This is a genomic window from Terrabacter terrigena, assembly GCF_042676085.1.
In the GTDB taxonomy this organism is placed as follows: Bacteria; Actinomycetota; Actinomycetes; order Actinomycetales; family Dermatophilaceae; genus Terrabacter; species Terrabacter terrigena.
Genome location: NZ_JBHTKH010000010.1, coordinates 78,060 through 100,669, shown reverse-complemented (window position 1 = coordinate 100,669; position 22,610 = coordinate 78,060). Strand labels below are relative to the sequence as shown.

Below are 22,610 nucleotides of genomic sequence, written 5' to 3'. Positions count from 1 at the left end.
CGTGCGCCCCGAGCTGAGCACCACGGACGACGGAGTCGAGTACCGGGACCTCAACGGCAACGGTCGGATGGATCCCTACGAGGACCCACGGCTCGACGTCGAGTCACGGGTCGAGGACCTGCTCGGCCGGCTCTCCCTGCAGGAGAAGGTCGGCCTGATGTTCCAGACGGTCATCGAGGCGGGGGCCGACGGCTCCGTCCTCGAGCAGCCCGGCAACATCAGCAAGTCGCCGACGAGCACCGTCGTCCTCGAGAAGCACCTGAGCCACTTCAACGTGCACGCCCTCGACGACCCGCGCATGGCGGCCCGGTGGAGCAACGCGCTGCAGGCGCTCGCCGAGCGCACGCCACACGGCATACCCGTGACGGTGTCGACCGACCCGCGCCACGCGTTCATCGAGAACGTCGGCGTCTCCTTCTCGGCGGGGGCCTTCTCGCAGTGGCCCGAGCCGCTCGGGCTCGCGGCGCTGCGCGACGCCGAGGCCGTACGCCGGTTCGCCGACGTCGCGCGCCGGGAGTACGCCGCGGTCGGCATCCGGGCGGCGCTGCACCCGACGCTCGACCTCGCGACCGAGCCCCGCTGGGCCCGGCAGGCCGGCACCTTCGGCCAGGATCCCGACCTCGTGACCGAGCTCGGTGTCGCGTACCTCAAGGGTTTCCAAGGCGACTCGCTCGGGCCGGGCAGTGTGGCGTGCACGAGCAAGCACTTCCCGGGCGGCGGCCCGCAGAAGGACGGCGAGGACGCCCACTTCCCCTACGGCCGCGAGCAGGTCTACCCCGGTGGGCGGTTCGCCGACCACCTCAAGCCGTTCCCGCCGATCATCGAGGCGGGCACGGCCGGGATCATGCCGTACTACGGCATGCCGATCGACCTCGAGATCGACGGCGAGACCATCGAGCCGATCGGGTTCGGCTACAACAAGCAGGTCGTCACCGGCCTGCTCCGCGAGAAGCTCGGCTACGACGGTGTCGTCGTCACCGACTGGGAGCTCGTCAACGACAACCACGTCGGTGACCAGGTGCTCCCGGCCCGCGCGTGGGGCGTGGAACACCTCGACCCGCACGGCCGGATGGAGCTGATCCTCGAGGCCGGCGCCGACCAGTTCGGCGGCGAGGAGTGCGTCGAGATCCTGCTCGACCTCGTGGCCCAGGGTCGGGTCACCGAGGCGCGCGTCGACGAGTCCGCGCGGCGCATCCTCGCCGTGAAGTTCCGGCTCGGCCTCTTCGACGACCCGTTCGTCGACGAGGAGGCAGCAGCCAGGACCGTCGGGCGTCAGGACTTCCGTGACGAGGGGTATGCCGCGCAGGCCCGGTCGGTGACCGTGCTGTGCAACGACGGCGGGCGCCTGCCCCTCGAGCAGGGGCTGCGCATCTACGCCGAGCGCGTGTCACCCGAGGCGGTCGTCAAGCACGGCAAGCTCGTCGAGCGGCCGGAGGACGCCGACGTCGCGGTGGTGCGCCTGACCGCACCGTTCGACCCGCGCTCCGACCTGTTCCTCGAGTCGTGGTTCCACCAGGGGTCGCTCGACTTCCCGCCGGGGCTCCTCGCGCGACTCGAGCGCATCGCCGCCGTCTGCCCGCTGGTGGTCGACGTCGTGCTCGACCGGCCCGCGGTGGTCACGCCGCTGCTCGACATCGCGTCGGCGGTCGTCGGCAGCTACGGCAGCAGCGACGACGCCCTCCTCGACGCCATCACCGGCACCATCGCGCCCGTCGGGCGGCTGCCCTTCGACCTGCCCCGGTCGATGGACCAGGTGCGCGCGCACGGCGAGGACGTCCCCGGCTATGACGACCCGTTGCTCCCGTTCGGGTACGGCCTCACCATCTGAGAGCGCCCCGACGAGGACCCAAGGCAGGCACTCAGATCCCCCAGGGTGTGACCCCCCCCCGCACCCGAGTGCCCGGCGAGCCCCGGCCGCAACCCACCGCGGCCGGGGCCTCGTCGTGCGTGCCCCGGTCGCGGCGTGCGGGTCCGGCGTGCAGGTCGCGGCGTGCGGGTCCGGCGTGCAGGTCAGCCGGTGTAGCCCTCGACGGTCCGCTCGGAGCGCACCTCCGCCGTGTCGGGGTCGTCGCCGAACTCGCGCTTGGCGCGGCGCTGGCGCAGCAGGTCCCAGCACTGGTCGAGCTCGACCTCGAGGGAGCGGAGCCGGGCGTGCTCGTCGTCGACGCTGATCGAGCCGGCCTGCAGCGCTGATCGCAGCTCGTGCTCCTCGTCGATGAGCGACTTGATGTGGTGCTGGATGGAGACGTCGTCAGCCATGCCGTCACGATCGCACGTGCCCGGCCCCGAGTCGAGGGCCCGGGCGCGGGCTAGCGTGGGGGCGGTGACCACCTACGCCCTCGTCCCCGGCGCGGGCGGCGCCGCCTGGGTCTGGCACCGCGTCGTACCGCTCCTCGAGCAGGCCGGCCACGAGGCCGTGGCCGTGGACCTGCCGGGCGACGACCCCGACGAGGGGCTGCCCGAGTATGCCGCCCGGGTCGTCGCGGCGGTCGACGGGCGTGACGACGTGGTGCTGGTCGGACAGTCCATGGGCGGCTTCACCGTGCCCCTGGTCGCAGCGCGACGGCCTGTCGCCGCGGTGGTCCTGCTCAACGCCATGGTGCCCCTGCCGGGCGAGACGGCGGGCGAGTGGTGGGACGCCGTCGGCTCGGAGGCGGCCCGGGTCACTGCCGCGCGGGCCGGCGGCTACCCCGAGGAGGTCGACCTCGACGTGTACTTCCTCCACGACGTCGACCCGGAGGTAGCGGCCTCGGGGGAGGGGCACCAGCGTCCCGAGGTCGACCGGGCGTTCGAGACCCCGTGCGACTTCGAGCGGTGGCCCGACGTGCCGATCCACGCGGTTGCCGGGGAGGGTGACCGCTTCTTCCCGGTCGACCTCCAGCGACGCGTCGCCCGCGAGCGCCTCGGAGTCGACCTCGACCTGGTGCCGGGCGGACACCTCGCGGCGCTGTCACACCCGCGCGAGCTCGCGGCATACCTCCTGGGGGTGGTGCGGTGAGCGGGGCTGACGACGGGGCCGAGTTCGACAAGGCGTACTGGGCTCGGCACTGGGAAGAGGGGCGGGCCGGTGCCGAGCCGGCCCCGGCGAACCCGCACCTCGTCCGCGAGGCCGGCGTGCTGGGCCCGGGGACGGCGCTCGACGCCGGCTGTGGTGAGGGCGGTGACGCGCGCTGGCTGGCCACGCACGGCTGGGCCGTCACGGCCGTCGACATCGCCGCAGAGGCGCTGGGCCGGGCCGCTGCCCATGAGCAGGGCAGTGACGGGGACGGCTCGGTGGAGTGGGTCGAGGCCGACCTGACGACGTGGACGCCCGACCGGCAGTACGACCTCGTGACGACGAGCTACGCGCACCCGACGACCCCGCAGCTCGACTTCTACGACCGCATCGCGGCGTGGGTCGCGCCGGGCGGCTCGTTCCTCGTCATCGGCCACCTCCACCGGGATGACGGTGAGGGTGGGCACGGACACGGACACGGACACGGACACGGACACGGACACGGACACGGACACGGTCGGGCGCCCGACGCCGACGGCCCCCCGGCGCACGCCACGGTGACGCTCGCCGACATCACGGCGCGGCTCGACCCCGCGCAGTGGGAGGTGCAGACGGCGTCGGAGCACACCCGCACGGCAGGCCACGGCATGACCCTGCACGACGTCGTGGTCCGCGCGACCCGACGCGGCTGAGGGGCGTCCCCGCCACCGCCTGCCTTCGGGCAGCCGAACCGCCCGCGCCCTGACCGGTTTGGGGTGTTGCGCGTGTATCAACCCGGGCCCCCACGTCTCTGAGTGACAGGGGATGGGTGCGGGGCCGGGGGGACGGGCCCCGCACCAACCCGAAACGCTTGGGCGGCTGGCCCGTTGAGGTACGTTAACCGCCACTCAGGGCCCGGAGTCGCAGACCTGATCAGTCGCGAGCCGGGCCCTCAAGCGTGCTCGCGCGACAGTGACAGCGCAGGGCCCGGGCATGCCACCGCAGTGCCAACGCAGTCCAACGCAGTGCCAACGCAGTGCCTGGCAGGGTCAGGTGCGCGCCGAGGCCACGACCTTCCCCATGCTGGTGCGCACCTCGACGGACTTGATCTCGTAGGTGGGCACCGACGTCGAGCCGGTGAGCTTCGTGTAGCCCGAGCCGCCTGCTCGCCACGAGGCTGCGGCGTACTCCTTGCCGTAGTTGTCGACCACCCAGAGCGTCAGCGGGCTGCCGGCCGGCAGGCCCGAGCACTCGAGGTCGAGCTGGGTGCCCCAGCCACGCGTCACGAGGGCGACGTCGACCGACGCCGCGCTGCCGGGCGCCCAGGCCGTGACGTGGGTCGTCGGCGGTGCGGTCGTCGTCGCCTGGAGCATCGAGGGGCCGAGCCAGGCGCCGCCCGCGAAGAGGGCCACCGAGGCCGCTGCGCCGAGCACCGAGGCCAGGGTGCGGCGGCGCCGCCGCCGCCGGCCCACCTCGGTGAGCAGGGTCGACACGCGCTCGTCGTCGGGCTCCTTCATGAGCGGGATGGGCGCCCCCGGCGGGGCCTTGACGAGGTGTAGACCACCTTCGGGACCCGCCAGGTCGAGCAGTCGGGGCAGGCCGGATACCTGGCCCAGCTCGGCCTGGCACTGGCTGCACGTGCGCAGGTGCTCGCTGTAGGCGCGGTGGTCGTCGTCGGACAGGCCACCGAGCACGTACGCGCCGAGCAGCACGTGCAGGTCGTCTGATCCGGTGGTCATCTGGTCACTCCCATCTCGTCGAGGATCACGCGCAGGTTGCGCACGGCGTAGTAGGCCCGGGACTTCACGGTGCCCTCCGGCACCCCGAGTCGCACCGATGCCTCGGCGACGGACAGTCGTTGGTAGTAGAGGCACCGTACGACGTCGCGGTGGTTGTCCTGGAGTCGGCCGAGGGCCTCCTCGACGAGCACCTGGTCGAGCGCCTGGTCGAGGGCCGAGTCGCGCTCGGCGATCTCGGTCAGGGTGGCCTCCTGGGGACGGCGGCCGGCGGCGCGGTGCTGGTCGACGATGAGGTGCCGGGCGGTGGTGATGAGGTACGCGCGCAGGTTGTCGGCCTCGGGTGCCTGCTTCCACACGCGAAGGATCACCTCCTGGACGATGTCCTCGACACGGTTCGCATCGCTCGTTGCGCGCCAGACCACCCGCCGGAGCATGGGTCCGTGCTCGCGGTAGATCTCCGCCACCGCGTCCTCGTCGAGCGGCACCTCACCCCACCTCCTCTCGCTGCGCTCACGGGGCCCCGGACGCCTGCCTCAGTCAAGGACGTCCGGACACCGTGAACCGTTCACGTGGGCTCTACGTGAACCGTCTCACGCCAACAGTCGTTTCCGCGTTCGGACGTCACGTCCGGCGTCCCCCTCGAGGAGGTAGACATGATGCGAGCCCGATCCCTCAGCACCGCGGCCCTCGCCGGCACGGTCCTTCTTCTCTCGGCGGCCTGCGGGTCGTCGACACCCACCACCACGACGCCGGCCGCCTCGTCGCCCGCAGCAGGGTCGTCGTCCGCGACATCCTCCGAGTCGTCGTCGTCGTCATCGTCGTCGTCCAGCGCGCCGACCCCGATGGTGCACCCCGACGTGACAGAGCTGAAGACGGCCAGCTCGTCGCTCGGCACCATCGTCGTCGACAGCCAGGGCATGACCCTCTACATGTTCGACAAGGACACCAAGGGCGGCCCGAAGAGCGCCTGCGAGGGCCAGTGCCTCGTCGCCTGGCCGAAGGCCATGATGGGCGCGTCGGCTCCGACCCTGACCGGCGTCACGGGCACGGTCGCCTCGATCGACACCCCCGAGGGCAAGAAGCAGCTCACCCTGAACGGGTGGCCGCTCTACTACTGGTTCAAGGACACCAAGGCCGGCGACGTCAGCGGCCAGGCCGTCAAGGGCGTGTGGTGGGTGCTCGACCCGAAGGGCACTCCCATCAAGACCAAGCCCTGAGAAACCCTGGTGCGCCTAACGTTGGCGCATGAGCGCCGATCCGCCCGACCCGTCGCCGGCACGATCGGCACCGATGCCCGACCCGGCGCAGCACCCGGTCACGGGTGGGCTCTTCCGCTCGCCCGTGCCGCCGGGCACCGGCTGGCCGGGTGACCCGGCGACCGCGGACACGCCGGTGGCCACCAGCGCGGCAGAGGTGGTGCTCCTCGCGAGGCAGGCGGACGGCATACGCGAGCTGGATGCGCGCGTCAGCGTGTGCCGTGCCTGCCCGCGCCTCGTGCAGTGGCGCGAGTCCGTCGCCGTGAGCGGGCGCCGGGCAGCGTTCGCCGACCAGCCGTACTGGGGGCGTCCCGGCCCGTCGTTCGGCGACCCCGATGCGGAGGTGCTCGTCGTCGGGCTCGCCCCGGCGGCCAACGGCACCAACCGAACCGGACGGATGTTCACCGGCGACCGTTCGGGCGACTGGCTGTATGCCGCCCTCCACCGCGCCGGCTACGCGAGCCAGCCGACGTCGGTTTCGTCGGGCGACGGGCTCACGCTGACCGGCCTGCGCATCGTCGCGACCGTGCGCTGCGCGCCGCCGGCGAACAAGCCGACCACCGAGGAGAAGGCGACCTGTGCGCCCTGGCTCGACCGCGACCTCGAGCTGGCGGAGCCGCGGCTGCGCTCGATGCTGGCCCTCGGGGCGATCGGCTGGGACGCAGCCCTCGGCGCGGCCCGTCGCCGGGGCTGGGCGGTGCCGGTGCCGAAGCCGCGCTTCGGCCACGGGGCGGAGGCGCTGCTCGTGACCGGCGCCGGGCGCCGGGTGCGCCTCGTCGGCAGCTACCACGTGAGCCAGCAGAACACCTTCACCGGCAAGCTCACCGAAGCGATGCTCGACGAGGTCATCGCCCGGCTGTGAATCCCGCGCGGCGCATCAGGTCGCGCCCCGAGGGGGTGCAGGAGTAGAGCACCGACTTGCCGGCCCTGGCGCTGCGCACCAGGCCGGCCCGGCGCAGGTCGTGCAGCTGCTGGTTGACGGCCGAGGGGGTCTTGCCGAGCAGTGCCGCGAGCTCGGTGGTGGTCCGCGGCTCGACGAGGGCTGCCATCAGGTCCGACTTCGCCTGACCGAGCAGGATGACGGCGCTGACGGGTGCCACGGGCTGCACCGACTGGCGTTGCCCTCGCGCCGGGTAGATGACCATGGGCAGGGCCGTGTCGGCGTTGGGGTGCGACGCGGCCAACGTGAAGAGGGACGGCACGAAGACGAGGCGGCGGCCGCTCACCGCCGCCGAGTACGACGGGCCGACCCGGCTGTGCGCGCACAGGCTGAGGTCGTCGACGGTGATGCTCTCGTGCAGCTCGGACAGGGCGTCCATGAGCCCGAAGCCGGCCACCCGGTGGGCGCGATGGCGCACGTCCGCCTCGAGCAGGCTGCGATGGCCGGTCCAGAAGGCGGCGAAGGCCAGGGTCCAGTAGGACTCGAGGGCTTCGAGGACCCGCGCCAGCACCGTGGCCGAGCCGCCGCGCACGGCGGCCGGCACCTCGTGCGGCCACAGACGCTCGAGCTCGTCCCTGAGCACCGCAGCCGGTGCCGCCGCGACCGACCGCATCTCCTCCCTGAGGCGAGGTGACGGGCTCTCGGGTCGCGGGTTGATGACATCCGGCGTCGAGAAGTCGTCGTTGACCAGCGCCAGCAGGATCTCCCGGTGCCCCCGCGACTCGGGCCTGGACACGTACGCCTCGGCGACCCGGGGGGCGTATGCCCTCGGTGCCCGCAGGCTGCGCAGCGACAGGCACATCTCGTTGAGGGGCGAGATGCCGAACCTGCACGTGGTCACGTCCGTGGGCGTCAGCTCGTAACGCAGCATGGCACCGCTCCTTCTGATGGCGACGTTCAGAGCAGGGTGGCGCCAGATTCGCACGCCGCACCGGACCTCGCCACCGGAGCGCGGAGCGCGGTCCGCCAATGCCGCGTTGCCCACCGCCTCGTCGGCCTTCGATCAAGCCGAACACTTGAAGGATTGCCGCACCCGATGCCGCTGGGTGGACTGGGCCTCCCACCCCGACATCCGGAGGCCCGATGCGCGCCCTCACGCTCCGTACAGCCGCCGTCCTGGCGGTCGTCGCAGCGATGGTCACCCCATCCGCTGCGGCCGCCGCCAGCGCACCCGCCGACACGCGTCCCCTCACGCACACCCTCTCGGTCCCGACGACCGGCGGCCACGGCCCGGTCCAGGTCTCTTCTCCGGGCTCCGTGTCGGTCGACGGCGAGCACTACGTGCCGACGCCCTACAGCGCCCAGCCGAACGGCTACTACTGCGGACCGACGTCGGTGCACATGGCGCTCGCCCTCCGTGGCGTCTCGCCCGGCATCACCGCCCTCGCCCGCGAGCTGGGCACCACGACCGAGGGAACCGGCCCCACGCCCATCGTCGCCGCGGCACTGCGCAGCCACACGGGTGCGCCCTACGAGACCACGGTGATCCCCTGGAACGGCGGTGCCATCAGCAGCACCGACATCGACCGGCTGTGGCGCAACGTCGTGACCGACGTCGACGGCGGCTACGCCGTCGTCGCCTACGTCTACGCGCCGGCCCACCAGTACCCGTACCACGACGTCGCCCACCCCATCGAGCACTACTTCGTCGTCGACGGCTACGACACGCGCTACCGGACGGTGCGCATCTCGGACCCGGCCGACTTCGACGGCCGCGGACGGTACTGGATCCCGGTCGACCGGCTCGCGTACCTCGTCGCCGGCACGCCGGGCTACGCATGGTGACCGCGCCCACGACACGGCTGCGTTCGCCTCCGCGACAGCTCGACGAACCAGCACAACGCACCAGCACGACGCACCAGCACGACGCACCACCAGCACGACGAACCACCAGCACGTCCACACCACCCACTGAAAGGAACCAAGGACATGATCGGAAGCACAGCCCTCGCCCGCAGGGGCGGCGCGAAGAAGACGCTGACCCGAAGGGTCGGAGTCGTCCTCGGCGCTCTGGCGCTCGCCGCCACGACCGTCTTCACGGGCGCGACGTCCGCCACGGCCGCCGGCTACTTCGAGGCGCCCTACCCGGCCGGTGAGAGCTACGTGGTCAGCCAGGGCAACTGGGGCGGCTACTCCCACACGGACGCCTACAACCGGTACGCCTGGGACCTCGCGCTGCCCGCCAACTACGAGGTCGCGGCCACCCAGGGAGGCACGATCGTCATCTCCAACTGGTCGCCGTACTGGCAGAACGGCATCGAGGTGATCATCCGGCACCCCAACGGCCAGTGCACGCAGTACGCCCACCTCAACCGGTCGTTCTACGAGCCGGGCAACTGGGTGCCTCAGGGACGCATCATCGGCTGGTCCGGCAGCACCGGCGCTGCCTCGGCGCCCCACCTGCACTACTCGGTGATCGACTGCAACACCCGGGTGTCGCTGCCCTCGACCCTCGAGGGCTACGTCCCTGCCGCGGGCACCTGGCTGCGCAGCTCCAACACCCGCGCCTGACCCGACCGCGGGCGCGCAGTCCTCGACTGCGCGCCCGCTCGGCACGGCAGGCTTGTGCGTCTGCACCCCGCACCATGCCGGCGTGCACTTGGGCGCGCAGCCGGGAGTTCGCGCTGAGTACGCGTGCGTTGCCGGCTGCTCGCTGCCCCCGGCCGACGCGGTGGTGCTGCTCGGGATGTTCGCCGCGCCGGTGCTGCTGCTCGTCGGCGGGCTGGGTCATGGCGACAGGATGCGCGAGCGCGGGCCGCTCCCGCCCGTGTGCGCGTCCTCGGTCGGGCCGAAGCCTCGGTTAGCGTAGGGGCATGGCCGGCCAGCCGTACTGGGAGAGCCCCGTGGAGAAGCAGATCCGCGAGGCCCAGGAGCGTGGCGACTTCGACAACCTGCCCGGTGCGGGCAAGCCGCTCGACCTCAGCGACGCCGACGACCCGGACTGGTGGGTCAAGCGGTTCGCCCAGCGCGAGAACCTCGACCTCGGCGGCGCGCTGCCCGGGGCGCTCGCCCTGCGGAAGGAGGCAGCCGGCTATCCCGAGTCCCTCACCGACGTGCGCACCGAGGAGCAGGTGCGCGAGATCGTCGAGGACTACAACAAGCGCGTCCTCGCCGACCGGCTGCGTCCCGCCGTGGGCAACCTGCCACCGCTGCTCGCGAAGACGCTCGACGTCGACGAGATGGTCGAGCGGTGGCGTCCGTTGCGTGAGGAGCGTGAGGCGCAGCGGCGCCGCGCCCGTGAGGAACGTGAGGCGGCGGCCGCGGCGGCTCGACAGACGGGTCCCTCCTGGTGGGCGCGCCTGCTCGGTCGGGGCTGAACACCTCCCTACCGCTCCGGCGCGAGCCGTGCCACCATCACGGGAAGCCGTGACCCGCAGCCGTGACCCGCAGAGGTGCGCATGTCCCCAGCCCCCGGACTCGAAGCGGCCCTGACTGCGTTCGAGGACCCCGCAGCCAAGGCGCGTGACCTGCTGCGTCTGCACCGGGCCTGGGCGCACACGCACGAGGTGCCGGCGGGGGCGCGTGGCGTCGTCGCCAGGTCGTGGCTGCGCCAGACACCCGAGGGCGACAGGCACTCGTCCCCGATCTCCGACGCCGCGCTCGCCTCCCGCCGGGAGCGCTCCGCCCTGCTCGCCTCCGTCGTGCCGATCCTCAAGGAGCGCCTGCTGCCGCTCGCGCACGAGGCCGGGAACGAGCTCGTCATCAGCGACGACGAGGGCTACCCGCTCTGGATGTTCGGCCCGTCGCCGGTGCGCCGCCGCAGCGACGGCCTCGGCTTCGTCGAAGGAGCCCGCTGGCGCGAGGGCGATGTCGGTACCAACGCGCTGGGCACCGCCATGGAGGAGCGTCGCCCGGTGCAGATCTTCGGGCCCGAGCACGCTCGCGAGGACCAGCACGCCTGGGTCTGCACGAGCGCCCCCGTCACCGACCGCCGCGCGCGTACGCCGCTCGGCGTCGTCACGCTGAGCGGCGCCTTCCGAACCGCGCACCCGCACACGCTCATGCTCGTGACGATGGCCGTGCGCGAGGCCGTCGACACGCTCGCGGGCGAGCACGACCGTGACCTGCGCCGGGTCGCCCGCGCCAGTGAGGCGTATGCCGGCTCGGGGCGTTTCGTCGTCGTCGACCGTCACGGGTGGGTGGCCAGGGCGGAAGGCTTCGGCGTGGGTGAGCGGGTCTGGGTGCCGGGCAGCCTGCACGCCGGGTCGGTGTGGGTGCCCGAGATCGGGCAGGTGCGGGCGGAGGAGATCGCCGGCGGCTGGGTGCTCCACGAGGAGCGGTCGGTCGCGACGACGGTCGAGGTCGTGCGCGGTCCGTCGGCTCGGGTGGTCGTCAGGACCGGCAGCGGATCTGACGCCGCGACCGTCGAGATCCCGCTCAGCGAGCGGCACGCCGAGATCGTGGCCCTGCTCGTCGAGCACCCCGAAGGGCTCGACACCGGCGCGCTGATGGCCCGGCTCGCGGGCGCCACGACCCCGGTGACGATCCGCGCCGAGATGTCGCGGCTGCGCAAGCGCCTCGGCGGCCTCCTCGAGAGCCGCCCCTACCGCCTCACCGCAACGGCCCACCCGCGCTGACCGCGGGGCCTGCAACGTTCTGCAACCCTGTCGGCGCTCGCCGTGCGCTCCTAGCGTCGCTCCATCGAACCCACCACGTGGACAAAGGAGTTGGCGATGGGTGAGCAGCTGACGGCGACCGACTGGCTCGGTCGGTTCTCCGAGGCACTGGCGTCGGGCGACGTCGACCGGGTGACCGGTCTCTTCGCCGACGAGAGCTACTGGCGCGACCTGGTCAGCGTGACGTGGAACATCCACACCTCGGAGGGCCGCGAGCAGATCGGCGCGATGCTCGCAGGGGTCGAGCGCGCCGCCTGGCCGGGCGACCTCGCGGCGACGAGCGAGTCCGAGGCCGACGGGGTGCACGAGGCGTGGTTCACGTTCGGCAACGCGACGTTCACCGGCAAGGGCCTGGTCCGCGTGCGTGACGGTCTGGCGTGGACCCTCCTCACGAGCGCTCAGGCGCTCAACGACCACCCCGAGCCGTCCGGCCGCGCCCGCGTCCGCGGCGCCGAGCACGGTGTCAACGTCTCGACCGAGAACTGGCTCGACAGGCGTCAGCAGCAGGTCGAGTCCTACGGCGTCGACGCCCAGCCCTACGTCCTCGTCGTCGGTGGCGGCCAGGGCGGCATCGGCCTCGCCGCCCGGCTCAAGCGTCTCGGTGTGCCGGCCCTGGTCGTCGACAGGTACCCGCGGCCGGGTGACCAGTGGCGCAGCCGCTACCACTCCCTCTGCCTGCACGACCCGGTCTGGTACGACCACCTGCCCTACCTGCCGTTCCCCGACCACTGGCCGGTCTTCACGCCCAAGGACAAGATGGGTGACTGGCTCGAGAGCTACACGAAGATCATGGAGCTGGACTACTGGAGCAACACCGAGGCCACGTCGGCGTGCTACGACGAGGGCACCGGCACGTGGACCGTCCACCTCACCCGCGAGGGCCGCGAGGTCGTGCTCACACCCACCCACCTCGTGCTCGCGACGGGGATGAGCGGCATACCGTTGGTGCCGGCGTTGCCCGGACAGGACGTCTTCGCCGGCGACCAGCACCACAGCAGCCAGCACCCCGGCGGGGCGAGGTATGCCGGTAAGACGGTCGTCGTCGTCGGCTCGAACAACTCGGCCCACGACATCTGCGCCGACCTGTGGCAGAACGGTGCCGAGCCGGTCATGCTCCAGCGCTCGAGCACGCACATCGTCAAGTCCGACTCTCTCATGGAGACGGTGCTCGGCCCGCTCTACTCCGAGGAGGCCGTCGCCAACGGGATCGACCACGAGACAGCGGATCTCGTCTTCGCCTCGATCCCGTACAAGATCCTCCCCGACTTCCAGCGGCCGGCGTTCGACGCGATCCGCCAGCAGGACGCCGACTTCTACGCAGCCCTCGAGGCGGCCGGCTTCGACCTCGACTTCGGTGACGACGACTCGGGCCTGTTCCTCAAGTACCTCCGGCGTGGCTCCGGCTACTACATCGACATCGGCGCCTCCGAGCTCGTGGCCAAGGGCGCGATCCGGCTCGTCCGCGGTCAGGTCGACCACCTGACCGAACGCGCGGTCGTGCTCGCCGACGGGACCGAGATCGAGGCCGACGCCGTCGTCTACGCGACGGGCTACGGCTCGATGAACGGCTGGGCCGCGCGCCTCATCAGCCAGGAGGTCGCCGACAAGGTCGGCAGGTGCTGGGGCCTCGGCTCCGACACGACGAAGGACCCGGGCCCGTGGCAGGGCGAGCTGCGCAACATGTGGAAGCCCACGCAGCAGGACCACCTGTGGTTCCACGGCGGCAACCTGCACCAGTCGCGTCACTACTCGCGCTACCTCGCACTCCAGCTCAAGGCACGCCTCGAGGGTCTCGACACCCCGGTCTACGCCCTCGCCGAGACCCATCACCTGGGGTGAGCCGGTCCTTGTCTGGGTGAAGTCTGTGAAGATCATGCCAACTGCATGGGAATGGGGGTGCGGGTCTGCGTCAACCTCCCACGGGGTGGGCCGCGGCACTACGGTCGAGCGGCCCACCCCGCACAGAACAACCCAGAGGTGACCCATGAGGCGTCCCACGCCCCGCACCGCGGGCCTCGTCGTCGCAGCAGCCGGCTCGATCGTCGGCTCGCTCCTCGTCGGCAGCGCCGCACCAGCCCTGGCCCACGGAGACTCCGGCGGCCGCCACGACCAGACCCTGACCCCGCGCACCGAGTTCGTCATGGCGCCCGACGGCTCGAGCGGCGCCACGGAAGGGGGCGCCGGCATCCCCAACATCGACTCGGTCAAGAAGACGATCGCGGCCTACTACGGCGACCCGGGCACGGGCCTGGCCAACCGCACGGCCTCTCCCTACGTCACCGAGATGCAGCACCTCACGAGTGACATCCGGGCGGGACTGCAGGCGAAGTACGACGCCGCCGTCGCGGCCGGCAAGAAGCCCGCACTCGTCTTCGACGCCGACGACACGACCCTGTGGACCTACGACATGGAGGTCGCGGACATGAAGTTCGTCTTCGACCCCACGCGCCAGGACTACTGGGTGCAGCACCAGCTCTTCCCGGCCACGCCCTCGATGGTCTCCCTCGTCAACGACGCGCAGGCCATGGGCTTCACCGTCTTCGGCCTCACCGGCCGCGGCGCCGCCCAGAAGGACGCCACGATCGGCAACCTCAAGGACGTCGGCTACAACGCCTTCACCCCCGACACGTACTTCACCAAGTGGGCCGGTTCGACGCCTCCCGCCTACGTCACCTGTGCCGCGGCCAAGTGCACGACGGTCGAGTACAAGGCCGGCACGCGCAAGCACATCGAGCAGGACCTCGGCTACGACATCGTGCTCAACGTCGGCGACCAGTGGAGCGACCTGCAGGGTGGCTATGCCGACGCCGCAGTGAAGCTGCCCAACCCGACGTACTACCTCCCGTCGCCGAACCTGCCGGGGGTCGACGAGCCCGAGCTCGCGCCGCGCACGCAGTTCACGATGGCACCCGACGGCTCGAGCGGCCGCACCGAGAGCGGCGAGGGCATCCCCAACATCGACTCGGTGAAGAAGACGATCGCGACCTACTATGGCGACCCGGGCACCGGCCTCGCCAACAGGACGAGCTCGCCCTACGTCTCCGAGCTCGCCGAGCTCGAGCAGCGCAACACCCAGCGCCTCGAGAGCGAGTGCCGCCAGGGCGTCCGCAAGGGCACGAAGCCGGCCGTCGTGTTCGATGCCGACGACACGACCCTGTGGACCTACGACATGGAGGTCGCGGACATGAAGTTCGTCTTCAACCCGACCCGCCAGGACTACTGGGTGCAGAACAAGCTGTTCCCCGCGACGCCCGGGATGCCTTCCCTCGTCAAGGCGGTCGCCGACTCGGGCTGCGCCGTCATCGGCCTCACGGGTCGCAACAACGGCCAGAAGGCGGCGACGATCGCCAACCTCCACGAGCAGGGCTACCCGCAGTTCACGAGCGACCTCTACTTCACCAAGTGGCGCAGCAGCGAGACCCCGCCCGCCTACATGCAGGGCCACTGCAAGGCCTACCCGACGTGCACGACGACCGAGTACAAGTCGACGACGCGTGCGCACATCGAGCAGGACCTCGGCTACGACGTCGTCGCCAACCTCGGTGACCAGTTCAGCGACCTGGTCGGTGGAAGCGCCGACCGTGCGGTCAAGCTGCCGAACCCGACGTACTACCTGCCCTGACTACCTGCCCTGACTACCTGCCCTGACGAGACATCGCACCGAACCTCACTCGGTGCCCCCGGGCTCGTGGGCGACGAGGCGGACGAGGTCCGCGACGGAGTCCACGACCCGGGAGGGCCGGTAGGGGAAGTGCTCGATCTGCGCGCGTGACGTCGAGCCGGTGAGCACGAGGACGCTGCGCAGGCCCGCCTCGAGGCCCGAGATGATGTCGGTGTCCATGCGGTCGCCGACCATGATCGTCGTCTCGGAGTGGGCGTCGAGCCGGTTGAGGGCGCTGCGCATCATGAGCGGGTTGGGCTTGCCGATGTAGTACGGCTGACGACCGGTCGCGGTGCTGATGAGCGCGGCCACCGACCCCGTCGCCGGCAGCAGTCCCGCCGGGCTCGGGCCGCTCGGGTCGGGGTTGGTCGCGATGAACCGGGCACCCTTGTCGATCAGGCGGATCGCGCGGGTGATCGACTCGAACGAGTACGTGCGCGTCTCGCCCAGCACGACGTAGTCGGGGTTGCGGTCGGTCATGACGTAGCCGACGTCGTGCAGCGCGGTGAGGACGCCTGCCTCGCCCACGACGTAGGCGGTGCCGCCGGGCCTCTGGTCGGCGAGGAACTGCGCCGTCGCGAGGGCGGAGGTCCAGATCGCCTCCTCCGGCACGTCGATGCCGCTGGCCAGCAGGCGTGCCCGCAGGTCGCGGGGCGTGAAGATCGAGTTGTTGGTCAGCACGAGGAAGCGCTTGCCGGAGGCCTTGAGCGCCTCGATGAAGTCGGAGGCGCCCGGGATCGCGTCCTCCTCGTGGACAAGGACGCCGTCCATGTCGGTGAGCCAGGTGTCGACGGGCCGGTGTTCGGTCATGTCCACCATTGTGGGGGTGGGTCCGACGCGCGTCGCGCCTGGACCGACGAGCGAAGCGAGCGCAGCGAGCGAGCCGAGGAGGGAAGGCGGGACGCAGCGGAGCGCCGGACACGCGAGCGAAGCGAGCCAAAGGCTCGAGCCGAAGGCTCGAGCCAAAGACTCAGGACGCGGACTGGGCGATCGCGAGGTCGACGCGGTCGGCGGTGAGGGCGTGCTGGATGACCATGGTCGCGGCGCCGATGACGCCGGCCTGGACGCCGGTGGTGGCGGCGACGATCTGCAGGACCCCCGTGGCGAGGGGGAGCGAGCGGCCGTAGACGACCTCGCGCACGCCGGCGATGAGGCTCTCGCCGGCCTGGGCGAGCGAGCCCCCGATGACGATGACCTGGGGGTTGAGCAGGCTCACGCATGTCGCGAGCACCTCGCCGATGGTGCGGCCGGCCTGCCGCACGGCCAGGGCTGCCGGGATGTTGCCGCCGCGCACGAGGTCGACGATGTCGCTGTTGGAGGCGGCGAGGACGTCGATCTCCTTGAGGGCCTTGGAGATCGCCGGACCGCTGGCCACCGCCTCGAGGCACCCGACATTGCCGCAGGAGCACAGCACGTCTGGCGCGTGCGGCGCCGCGACGTGGCCGAGGTCGCCTGCGGCGCCGACGGCCCCGCGGTGCAGTCGGCCGCCGCTGATGATGCCGGCGCCGATGCCGGTGGCGACCTTGACGAAGAGCAGGTGCTCGACGTCGGGGTGGGCCATGGCGTGCTCACCCAGGGCCATGATGTTGACGTCGTTGTCGACGAGCACCGGCACGTCGAACTCGCGCCGCACGTGGGCCGGCACGTCGTAGCCGTCCCAGCCGGGCATGATCGGCGGTCGCATCGGGCGGCCGCTCGAGTGCTCGACCGGGCCCGGCACGCCGATGCCGATGCCGATGAGCTCGCGGGGCTGACGACCTGCCTGCTCGAGCAGCCGGTGGGTCGTCGCGACGAGCCAGTCGAGCACGACCGCAGGGCCGTCGGTGATGTCGAGCGGCTCGCCGATCTCGCAGACGGGTCGGCCGCTGAGGTCGGTGAGGGCGACCCGTCCGTGCGTCGCGCCGATGTCGGCGCCGACGACGACCCGCGCCTCGGGGTTGAAGGCGAAGCGCACCGGCGGGCGGCCGCCCGTGCTCGCCGCCTCGCCGCTGGGTGCGAGCAGTCCGGTCGCGAGGAGGGCGTCGACGCGGGCGCCGACGGTCGACCTGGCGAGGCCGGTGAGCTTTGCGAGCTCGGCGCGGGTTCGCGGTGTCTCGTCGCGGAGCAGCTGCAGCAGCTCGCCCGCTCCGCTCACGGCATACGCGGACGCTGGCTCGGGACGCATCCCCGAAGTCAAGCACAGGCAACTTACGTATGCCAGCCATTCGACTTTGCGTGTCCACAGACAAAACTTTTGCTTGACGGGCCGACAAAAGTGGGCAACGGTGTGACGCATGGAATCTCGACGGCGAGATGGAGCCGACCCAGCACTGCTGCGAATGACCAATGTGGTCAAGCGTTTTCCCGGGGTCGTGGCACTCGGAGGTGTCGACCTCGACGTCCTGCCCGGCGAGGTGCACTGCCTGCTCGGCCAGAACGGCGCGGGCAAGAGCACCCTCATCAAGGTGCTCGCCGGTGTCCACCAGTCCGACGAGGGAACGCTCGAGTGGCTCGGTGAGGAGGTCTCCCTCCACCACCCGCAGGCGGCCATGGACCTCGGCATCGCGACGATGTACCAGGAGCTCGACCTCGTCGAGGGCCTCACCGTCGCCGAGAACATCTTCCTCGGGCACGAGCCCGCCCGGTTCGGCTTCTCCCAGCGCCTCACCGCCCGTCGCGAGGCCGCCGCGCTGCTCGCCCGGCTGGGCCACCCGGAGATCTCGCCGTCGGCCGAGGTCGGCACCCTCTCGGCGGCTGCCTGCCAGATCGTCAGCATGGCCCGCGCCCTGTCGCGCGACGCGCGGCTCATCATCATGGACGAGCCGTCGGCCGTGCTCGACGCCGGCGAGGTCGACCAGCTCTTCCGGGTCATCGCCGAGGTCACGGCGCAGGGCGTGGCCGTCGTCTACATCTCGCACCGTCTCGAGGAGATCCGTGAGATCGGCGACCGCGTCACCGTGCTCAAGGACGGTCGCACGGTCTCGACGGGCCTCGATGCGAAGACGACGCCGACGCAGGAGCTCATCCGGCTCATGACGGGCCGCTCCATCGAGTACGTCTTCCCGCCCAAGCCCGAGATCGACGTCGACGCCGAGCCGGTGCTGCGGGTCGAGGGGCTCACCCGCGCAGGAGAGTTCGCGCCCGTGTCGTTCGACGTGCGACCCGGTGAGGTCGTCGGGCTCGCCGGTCTCGTCGGCTCGGGCCGGTCCGAGATCGTCGAGACGATCTTCGGCGCCCGCAAGGCCACCGGGGGGACCGTCCGGGTGGACGGCAAGGCCGTCCGCGCCGGCTCGGTGGCCGCCTCCGTCGCTGCCGGCATCGGGCTCTGCCCCGAGGAGCGCAAGAGCCAGGCCCTCGTGCTCGGCGCCTCGCTCGCCTCCAACATCACCCTGGCCACGCTGCCGCGCTTCTCACACGGCGGCCTGCTCGACGGGTCCGCCGAGGTCGAGGAGGCCGAGAAGCTCCTCGAGTCGCTCGACGTCCGCCCGCGCGGTGTGCACCGCGAGTCGCGCACCCTCTCGGGCGGCAACCAGCAGAAGGTCGTCCTCGCGCGCTGGCTGCTCCGGGGCTGCCGGGTGCTGCTCCTCGACGAGCCCACGCGCGGGGTCGACGTCGGAGCGCGCTCCGAGATCTACGGCCTCATCCGCCGACTCACCGACGAGGGCGTCGCCGTCGTCGTCGTCTCCAGCGAGATCCCTGAGGTCCTCGGGCTCGCCAACCGGGTGCTCGTCCTCGCCGACCGCACCGTCCGCCACGAGGGTCCGGCCGACGAGCTCGACGAGCACGCCGTCCTCGACATCATCCTGAAGGGAGACGCGGCATGAGCGCCGACGTCACGAAGGCCGACCAGGCATCCGGAGAGGCTCTCGCCGGGCCGCCCGTCGGGGGCGCCGCAGCCCGGGCCGCGAACCGGCAGGGGGGCCTGACCGGCTTCCTCAGCGGCCCGGCCGGCCGCAGCGCGGGGCTGGTCGTGGCCCTGGTCCTGCTCGTCGTCGTCGGCATCGTCACCGCCGGCGACCGGTTCGCCAGCCCCGACAACGCCCTGACCATCCTGCGCCTGGGCGCCACGATCGGCGTCGTCAGCGTCGGCATGACCTTCGTCATCTCGGGCGGCGGCATCGACCTGTCCGTCGGCGCGATCGTCGCCCTCTCGTCCGTCTGGGCGACGACCGTCGCGACCCAGGCGATGGCCGAGAACTACCACTGGACCGTCATGGTCCTCGCCGCCGTCGCGGTCGGCGCCGGGTGCGGCCTCGTCAACGGCGTGCTCGTCGCCTACGGCCGGATAGCGCCGTTCATCGTCACTCTCGCCATGCTCGCGGCGGCCCGCGGCCTCGCCGAGCTCATCGCCAAGCGCCGCACCCAGATCGTCAAGGACCGCGGCTTCATCGAGTTCTTCGGCGGCAGCGTGCTCGGCGTCCCGGTCCTCGTCATCGTCTTCGCGCTCGTCGCGGCCGCCGGCTGGGTGCTGCTCAACCGCACCACGTTCGGCCGGCGCACCCTGGCCATCGGCGGCAACCCCGAGGCCGCGCGCCTCGCCGGCATCCGGGTGCAGCGCCAGACGATGTACCTCTACGTCCTGCTCGGCATCGCCTGCGGCATCGCAGCGGTCATGATCATGGCCCGCACGACCACCGGTACCTCCACCCACGGCCAGCTCTACGAGCTCGACGCCATCGCCGCGGTCGTCATCGGCGGCACCCTGCTCTCCGGCGGTCGCGGCACGGTCGTCGGCACCGTTCTCGGCGTCCTCATCTTCACGACGCTGAGCAACGTCTTCACCCTCAACAACCTCGACACGTCGACGCAGGCGGTGGCCAAGGGGGCGATCATCGTCGCCGCCGTGCTGCTCCAGCAGCGGGTCTCACGCACCCGGTCGACCTAGCACCAGCCGCAGACCCAGCGGCAGTACCCAGCAGCACCTCACACAGCAGCACCTCACACAGCAGCACCTCACACAGCAGCACCTCACACGGCATCTCCGCCTCACCCAGCAGCACTCACCCCCGCACCACTTCGTCGCTCACATAGGAGTCAGCGTGTCCGCATCCCTGTCCCGTCCGACCACGCGCGTCGCCGTCCTGGCGATCACCCTCAGCACGGCGCTCCTCGCCGCGGGGTGCACCAGCAACGACCCGGTCACGACCCCCGCTGCCTCCACACAGCAGGCCGGTGGCGCCAAGGCCGCGAGCGACAACGACGCCCCGGGCGAGAAGGTCACCATCGGCTTCTCGGGCCCCGCGGCCGACCACGGTTGGCTCGCCGCCATCAACAGCTCGGCCCTCGCGGAGGCGAAGAAGCACACCGACGTCGAGCTCAAGGCCGCCGAGGGCACCAACGACGCGAGCCTGCAGATCAGCCAGATCGAGACGTTCATCAACGACAAGGTCGACGCCATCGTGCTGCTGCCGACCGACGGCGCCGCCCTCACCGAGGTCGCGACCAAGGCGATGAACGCCGGCATCCCGGTCATCAACGTCGACCGTGAGTTCTCCAGCCCGTTCGCCGCGCGTGCCACGATCCTCGGCGACAACTACGGCATGGGCGTCTCCGCCGGCACGTACGCGTGCAAGGTCGTCAAGGACAAGAGCCTCAGCAACCCCGTCATCGCCGAGATCGCTGGTATCGACGCCCTGCCCCTGACGCAGGACCGCAGCAAGGGCTTCGCAGACGCACTCAAGGCGTGCGGCCAGACGGTCGACAACCGCGTGGCCGCCGAGTTCACCGTCGAGTCGGGCAACCGCCAGGCGGCGAACCTGCTCCAGGCCGCGCCGAAGATCGACATCCTCTGGAACCACGACGACGACCAGGGTGTCGGCGTCATGGCCGCTCTGGACCAGGCGAACCGCCACGAGATGGCGTTCATCGGTGGTGCCGGATCGTCCAACGCGATGCGCTGGATCAAGGACGGCAAGATGGAGGCCACCGTCCTCTACCCGCCCACGCAGGCGGCCGACGGCATCAAGCTCGCGCGGCTCATCGCGCAGAACAAGGGCATCGGCGACCTCGTCCAGGTCGAGGTCCCGCGCCGCATCGTGCTCAACGCGCCGGTCGTGACCAAGGACAACGTCGACCAGTACCTCCCGCTCGGCTTCGAGTCCTGACGGTCTGCGCCCGCGCTGCCACACGCCGCAGCGCGGGCGCCGGCCACGGTCCCACCAGTCGCACCACCACGTTCAGATGCGAGGACGTCAATGAGCACACCCAGCACGCCCACCCTCGGGGTCGGGATGATCGGCTACGCCTTCATGGGCCGGGCCCACTCCCAGGCCTGGCGCAACGTGCGCAGCTACTTCGACGCGCCGGCCACCCCGCGGCTCGTCGCCGTGGCGGGACGCAACGAGGCCGCCGCCCGCGACACCGCGGACCGGTTCGGCTGGGCCGGCGTCGAGACCGAGTGGCGGCGCCTGCTCGAGCGTGACGACATCGACATCATCGACATCTGCACGCCCGGCGACACCCACGCCGAGATCGCGGTCGCCGCGCTCGAGGCCGGCAAGCACGTGCTCTGCGAGAAGCCGCTCGCCAACTCGGTCGACGAGGCCGAGGCCATGGTCCGGGCCGCCGAGGCGGCCCGCGAGCGGGGGGTCCGCTCGATGGTCGGCTTCACCTACCGTCGGGTCCCGGCCATCGCGTACGCGCGTCAGCTCGTCGCGGAGGGACGGCTCGGGCGCATCCTCCACGTCCGCGGGGCGTACCTGCAGGACTGGCTCGTCGACCCCGAGTCGCCACTCACCTGGCGGCTGCAGAAGGAGCGCGCCGGCTCGGGGGCGCTGGGCGACGTCGGCGCGCACATCGTCGACCTCGCCCAGTTCGTCACCGGCGAGACCCTGACCGGGGTCTCGGCGCTCACCGAGACGTTCGTCCGCGAGCGTCCCGTGGCCGACCCCGCGTCGCTCGGCACCGGCGGCATCAGCGCGACGGCCGCCTCGAACGGCGCCGCGACGACCGGTCCCGTCACCGTCGACGACGCCGCCGTGCTCGTCTCACGCCTCAGCGGAGGCGCCCTCGCGACGTTCGAGGCGACCCGCTTCGCCAACGGCCGCAAGAACGCGATCCGCCTGGAGGTCAACGGGACCGACGGTTCACTGGCCTTCGACTTCGAGGACATGAACGTCCTGCACGTCTTCGACGGCCGCGCCGCCTCGCGCGACGCCGGCTTCACTCGAGTGCTCGTCACGGAGGCGAGCCACCCCTACGTGGCGGCCTGGTGGCCGCCCGGCCACGTGCTCGGCTACGAGCACGGCTTCACCCACCAGGCGGTCGACCTGCTGACCGCCATCGCCGAGGGCACCGACCCCCGGCCCACCTTCTCCGACGGGCTCCAGGTGCAGCGGATCCTGTCGGCCGTCGAGGCGAGCGCGGAGCGGTCGGGGTCCTGGACCCCTGTCGACGGGGCCCGCGTCTCGACCTCGGCACTGTCCTGACCAAGCGGAGGTTGCTGT

The 22,610-nt window shown here is 71.6% G+C and carries 22 protein-coding genes; 15 read left to right on the top strand and 7 right to left on the bottom strand.

Annotated elements, in window-relative coordinates; genetic code table 11:
• The first annotated feature begins 1 nt into the window (after position 1).
• Positions 2-1,828 carry a glycoside hydrolase family 3 protein gene (locus tag ACFQ2V_RS15340; RefSeq protein WP_386053710.1) on the top strand — a complete coding sequence of 609 codons (1,827 nt, stop codon included), beginning with the start codon at positions 2-4 and terminating at the stop codon, positions 1,826-1,828.
• Between the two features lie 182 nt (positions 1,829-2,010).
• Here ACFQ2V_RS15340 and ACFQ2V_RS15335 read toward each other — a convergent pair whose 3' ends face one another.
• Positions 2,011-2,259, bottom strand: a complete 249-nt coding sequence (locus ACFQ2V_RS15335) for a DUF2630 family protein (protein WP_386053709.1) — start codon at positions 2,257-2,259, stop codon at positions 2,011-2,013.
• 64 nt (positions 2,260-2,323) lie between these two features.
• Between ACFQ2V_RS15335 and ACFQ2V_RS15330 the strand changes: the two genes are divergently transcribed.
• Positions 2,324-2,998: an alpha/beta fold hydrolase gene (locus ACFQ2V_RS15330; RefSeq protein ID WP_386053708.1), complete on the top strand. Its 675-nt coding sequence runs from the start codon at positions 2,324-2,326 to the stop codon at positions 2,996-2,998.
• Complete coding sequence (locus tag ACFQ2V_RS15325; RefSeq protein WP_386053707.1) at positions 2,995-3,687, top strand: class I SAM-dependent methyltransferase; 693 nt, start codon at positions 2,995-2,997, stop codon at positions 3,685-3,687. The genes ACFQ2V_RS15330 and ACFQ2V_RS15325 overlap by 4 nt, the downstream gene beginning before the upstream one ends.
• A 336-nt stretch (positions 3,688-4,023) precedes the next feature.
• Here the strand turns inward: ACFQ2V_RS15325 and ACFQ2V_RS15320 are convergent, their stop codons facing one another.
• The 3 genes from ACFQ2V_RS15320 to ACFQ2V_RS15310 all read right to left on the bottom strand — a co-directional run bounded on the left by ACFQ2V_RS15320 (position 4,024) and on the right by ACFQ2V_RS15310 (position 5,632).
• Positions 4,024-4,713, bottom strand: a complete 690-nt coding sequence (locus ACFQ2V_RS15320) for a zf-HC2 domain-containing protein (protein ID WP_386053706.1) — start codon at positions 4,711-4,713, stop codon at positions 4,024-4,026.
• Complete coding sequence (locus tag ACFQ2V_RS15315) at positions 4,710-5,198, bottom strand: sigma-70 family RNA polymerase sigma factor (protein ID WP_386053705.1); 489 nt, start codon at positions 5,196-5,198, stop codon at positions 4,710-4,712. The genes ACFQ2V_RS15320 and ACFQ2V_RS15315 overlap by 4 nt, the downstream gene beginning before the upstream one ends.
• Positions 5,199-5,278: 80 nt before the next feature.
• Positions 5,279-5,632, bottom strand: coding sequence for a hypothetical protein (locus ACFQ2V_RS15310; RefSeq protein WP_386053704.1), 354 nt, complete (start codon positions 5,630-5,632; stop codon positions 5,279-5,281).
• Here ACFQ2V_RS15310 and ACFQ2V_RS15305 point away from each other — a divergent pair.
• Together ACFQ2V_RS15305 and ACFQ2V_RS15300 are read left to right on the top strand one after the other, a co-directional pair.
• Positions 5,631-5,930, top strand: coding sequence for a COG4315 family predicted lipoprotein (locus tag ACFQ2V_RS15305; protein WP_386053703.1), 300 nt, complete (start codon positions 5,631-5,633; stop codon positions 5,928-5,930). The genes ACFQ2V_RS15310 and ACFQ2V_RS15305 overlap by 2 nt on opposite strands.
• Before the next feature lie 28 nt (positions 5,931-5,958).
• Positions 5,959-6,831 carry a uracil-DNA glycosylase gene (locus ACFQ2V_RS15300; RefSeq protein WP_386053702.1) on the top strand — a complete coding sequence of 291 codons (873 nt, stop codon included), beginning with the start codon at positions 5,959-5,961 and terminating at the stop codon, positions 6,829-6,831.
• Here the strand turns inward: ACFQ2V_RS15300 and ACFQ2V_RS15295 are convergent.
• Positions 6,815-7,780 (bottom strand): ArsR family transcriptional regulator, encoded by a 966-nt coding sequence (locus ACFQ2V_RS15295; protein WP_386053701.1) that lies wholly within the window; start codon positions 7,778-7,780, stop codon positions 6,815-6,817. The two genes, ACFQ2V_RS15300 and ACFQ2V_RS15295, sit on opposite strands and share 17 nt — an antisense overlap.
• A gap of 212 nt (positions 7,781-7,992) precedes the next feature.
• Here ACFQ2V_RS15295 and ACFQ2V_RS15290 point away from each other — a divergent pair, with 212 nt between their 5' ends.
• The 6 genes from ACFQ2V_RS15290 (at position 7,993) to ACFQ2V_RS15265 (ending at position 15,147) form a co-directional block, all read left to right on the top strand.
• Positions 7,993-8,694 carry a C39 family peptidase gene (locus ACFQ2V_RS15290; protein ID WP_386053700.1) on the top strand — a complete coding sequence of 234 codons (702 nt, stop codon included), beginning with the start codon at positions 7,993-7,995 and terminating at the stop codon, positions 8,692-8,694.
• Positions 8,695-8,838: 144 nt separating this feature from the next.
• Positions 8,839-9,420: a M23 family metallopeptidase gene (locus ACFQ2V_RS15285; RefSeq protein WP_386053699.1), complete on the top strand. Its 582-nt coding sequence runs from the start codon at positions 8,839-8,841 to the stop codon at positions 9,418-9,420.
• A gap of 302 nt (positions 9,421-9,722) precedes the next feature.
• Positions 9,723-10,226, top strand: coding sequence for a DnaJ family domain-containing protein (locus ACFQ2V_RS15280; RefSeq protein ID WP_386053698.1), 504 nt, complete (start codon positions 9,723-9,725; stop codon positions 10,224-10,226).
• 81 nt (positions 10,227-10,307) lie between these two features.
• On the top strand, positions 10,308-11,486 hold the full coding sequence (locus tag ACFQ2V_RS15275; protein ID WP_386053697.1) for a helix-turn-helix domain-containing protein: 1,179 nt from the start codon (positions 10,308-10,310) through the stop codon (positions 11,484-11,486).
• Positions 11,487-11,582: 96 nt separating this feature from the next.
• Positions 11,583-13,364, top strand: a complete 1,782-nt coding sequence (locus ACFQ2V_RS15270) for an NAD(P)/FAD-dependent oxidoreductase (RefSeq protein WP_386053696.1) — start codon at positions 11,583-11,585, stop codon at positions 13,362-13,364.
• Positions 13,365-13,509: 145 nt separating this feature from the next.
• Entirely contained in the window at positions 13,510-15,147 is a 1,638-nt protein-coding gene (locus ACFQ2V_RS15265) for an HAD family acid phosphatase (RefSeq protein ID WP_386053695.1), read from the top strand.
• A gap of 45 nt (positions 15,148-15,192) precedes the next feature.
• Here the strand turns inward: ACFQ2V_RS15265 and ACFQ2V_RS15260 are convergent, their stop codons facing one another.
• Positions 15,193-16,005 (bottom strand): HAD-IIA family hydrolase, encoded by an 813-nt coding sequence (locus ACFQ2V_RS15260; RefSeq protein WP_386053694.1) that lies wholly within the window; start codon positions 16,003-16,005, stop codon positions 15,193-15,195.
• Between the two features lie 151 nt (positions 16,006-16,156).
• Positions 16,157-17,350, bottom strand: coding sequence for an ROK family transcriptional regulator (locus ACFQ2V_RS15255; RefSeq protein ID WP_386053693.1), 1,194 nt, complete (start codon positions 17,348-17,350; stop codon positions 16,157-16,159).
• Positions 17,351-17,504: 154 nt separating this feature from the next.
• Between ACFQ2V_RS15255 and ACFQ2V_RS15250 the strand changes: the two genes are divergently transcribed.
• The 4 genes from ACFQ2V_RS15250 (at position 17,505) to ACFQ2V_RS15235 (ending at position 22,592) form a co-directional block, all read left to right on the top strand.
• Complete coding sequence (locus ACFQ2V_RS15250) at positions 17,505-18,989, top strand: sugar ABC transporter ATP-binding protein (protein ID WP_386053692.1); 1,485 nt, start codon at positions 17,505-17,507, stop codon at positions 18,987-18,989.
• Positions 18,986-20,050, top strand: coding sequence for an ABC transporter permease (locus tag ACFQ2V_RS15245; protein WP_386053691.1), 1,065 nt, complete (start codon positions 18,986-18,988; stop codon positions 20,048-20,050). Before ACFQ2V_RS15250 ends, ACFQ2V_RS15245 begins: the two co-directional genes overlap by 4 nt.
• 154 nt (positions 20,051-20,204) lie before the next feature.
• Positions 20,205-21,269, top strand: a complete 1,065-nt coding sequence (locus ACFQ2V_RS15240; protein WP_386053690.1) for a substrate-binding domain-containing protein — start codon at positions 20,205-20,207, stop codon at positions 21,267-21,269.
• Between the two features lie 90 nt (positions 21,270-21,359).
• Positions 21,360-22,592, top strand: coding sequence for a Gfo/Idh/MocA family protein (locus tag ACFQ2V_RS15235; protein WP_386053689.1), 1,233 nt, complete (start codon positions 21,360-21,362; stop codon positions 22,590-22,592).
• The last annotated feature ends 18 nt before the right edge of the window (positions 22,593-22,610 follow it).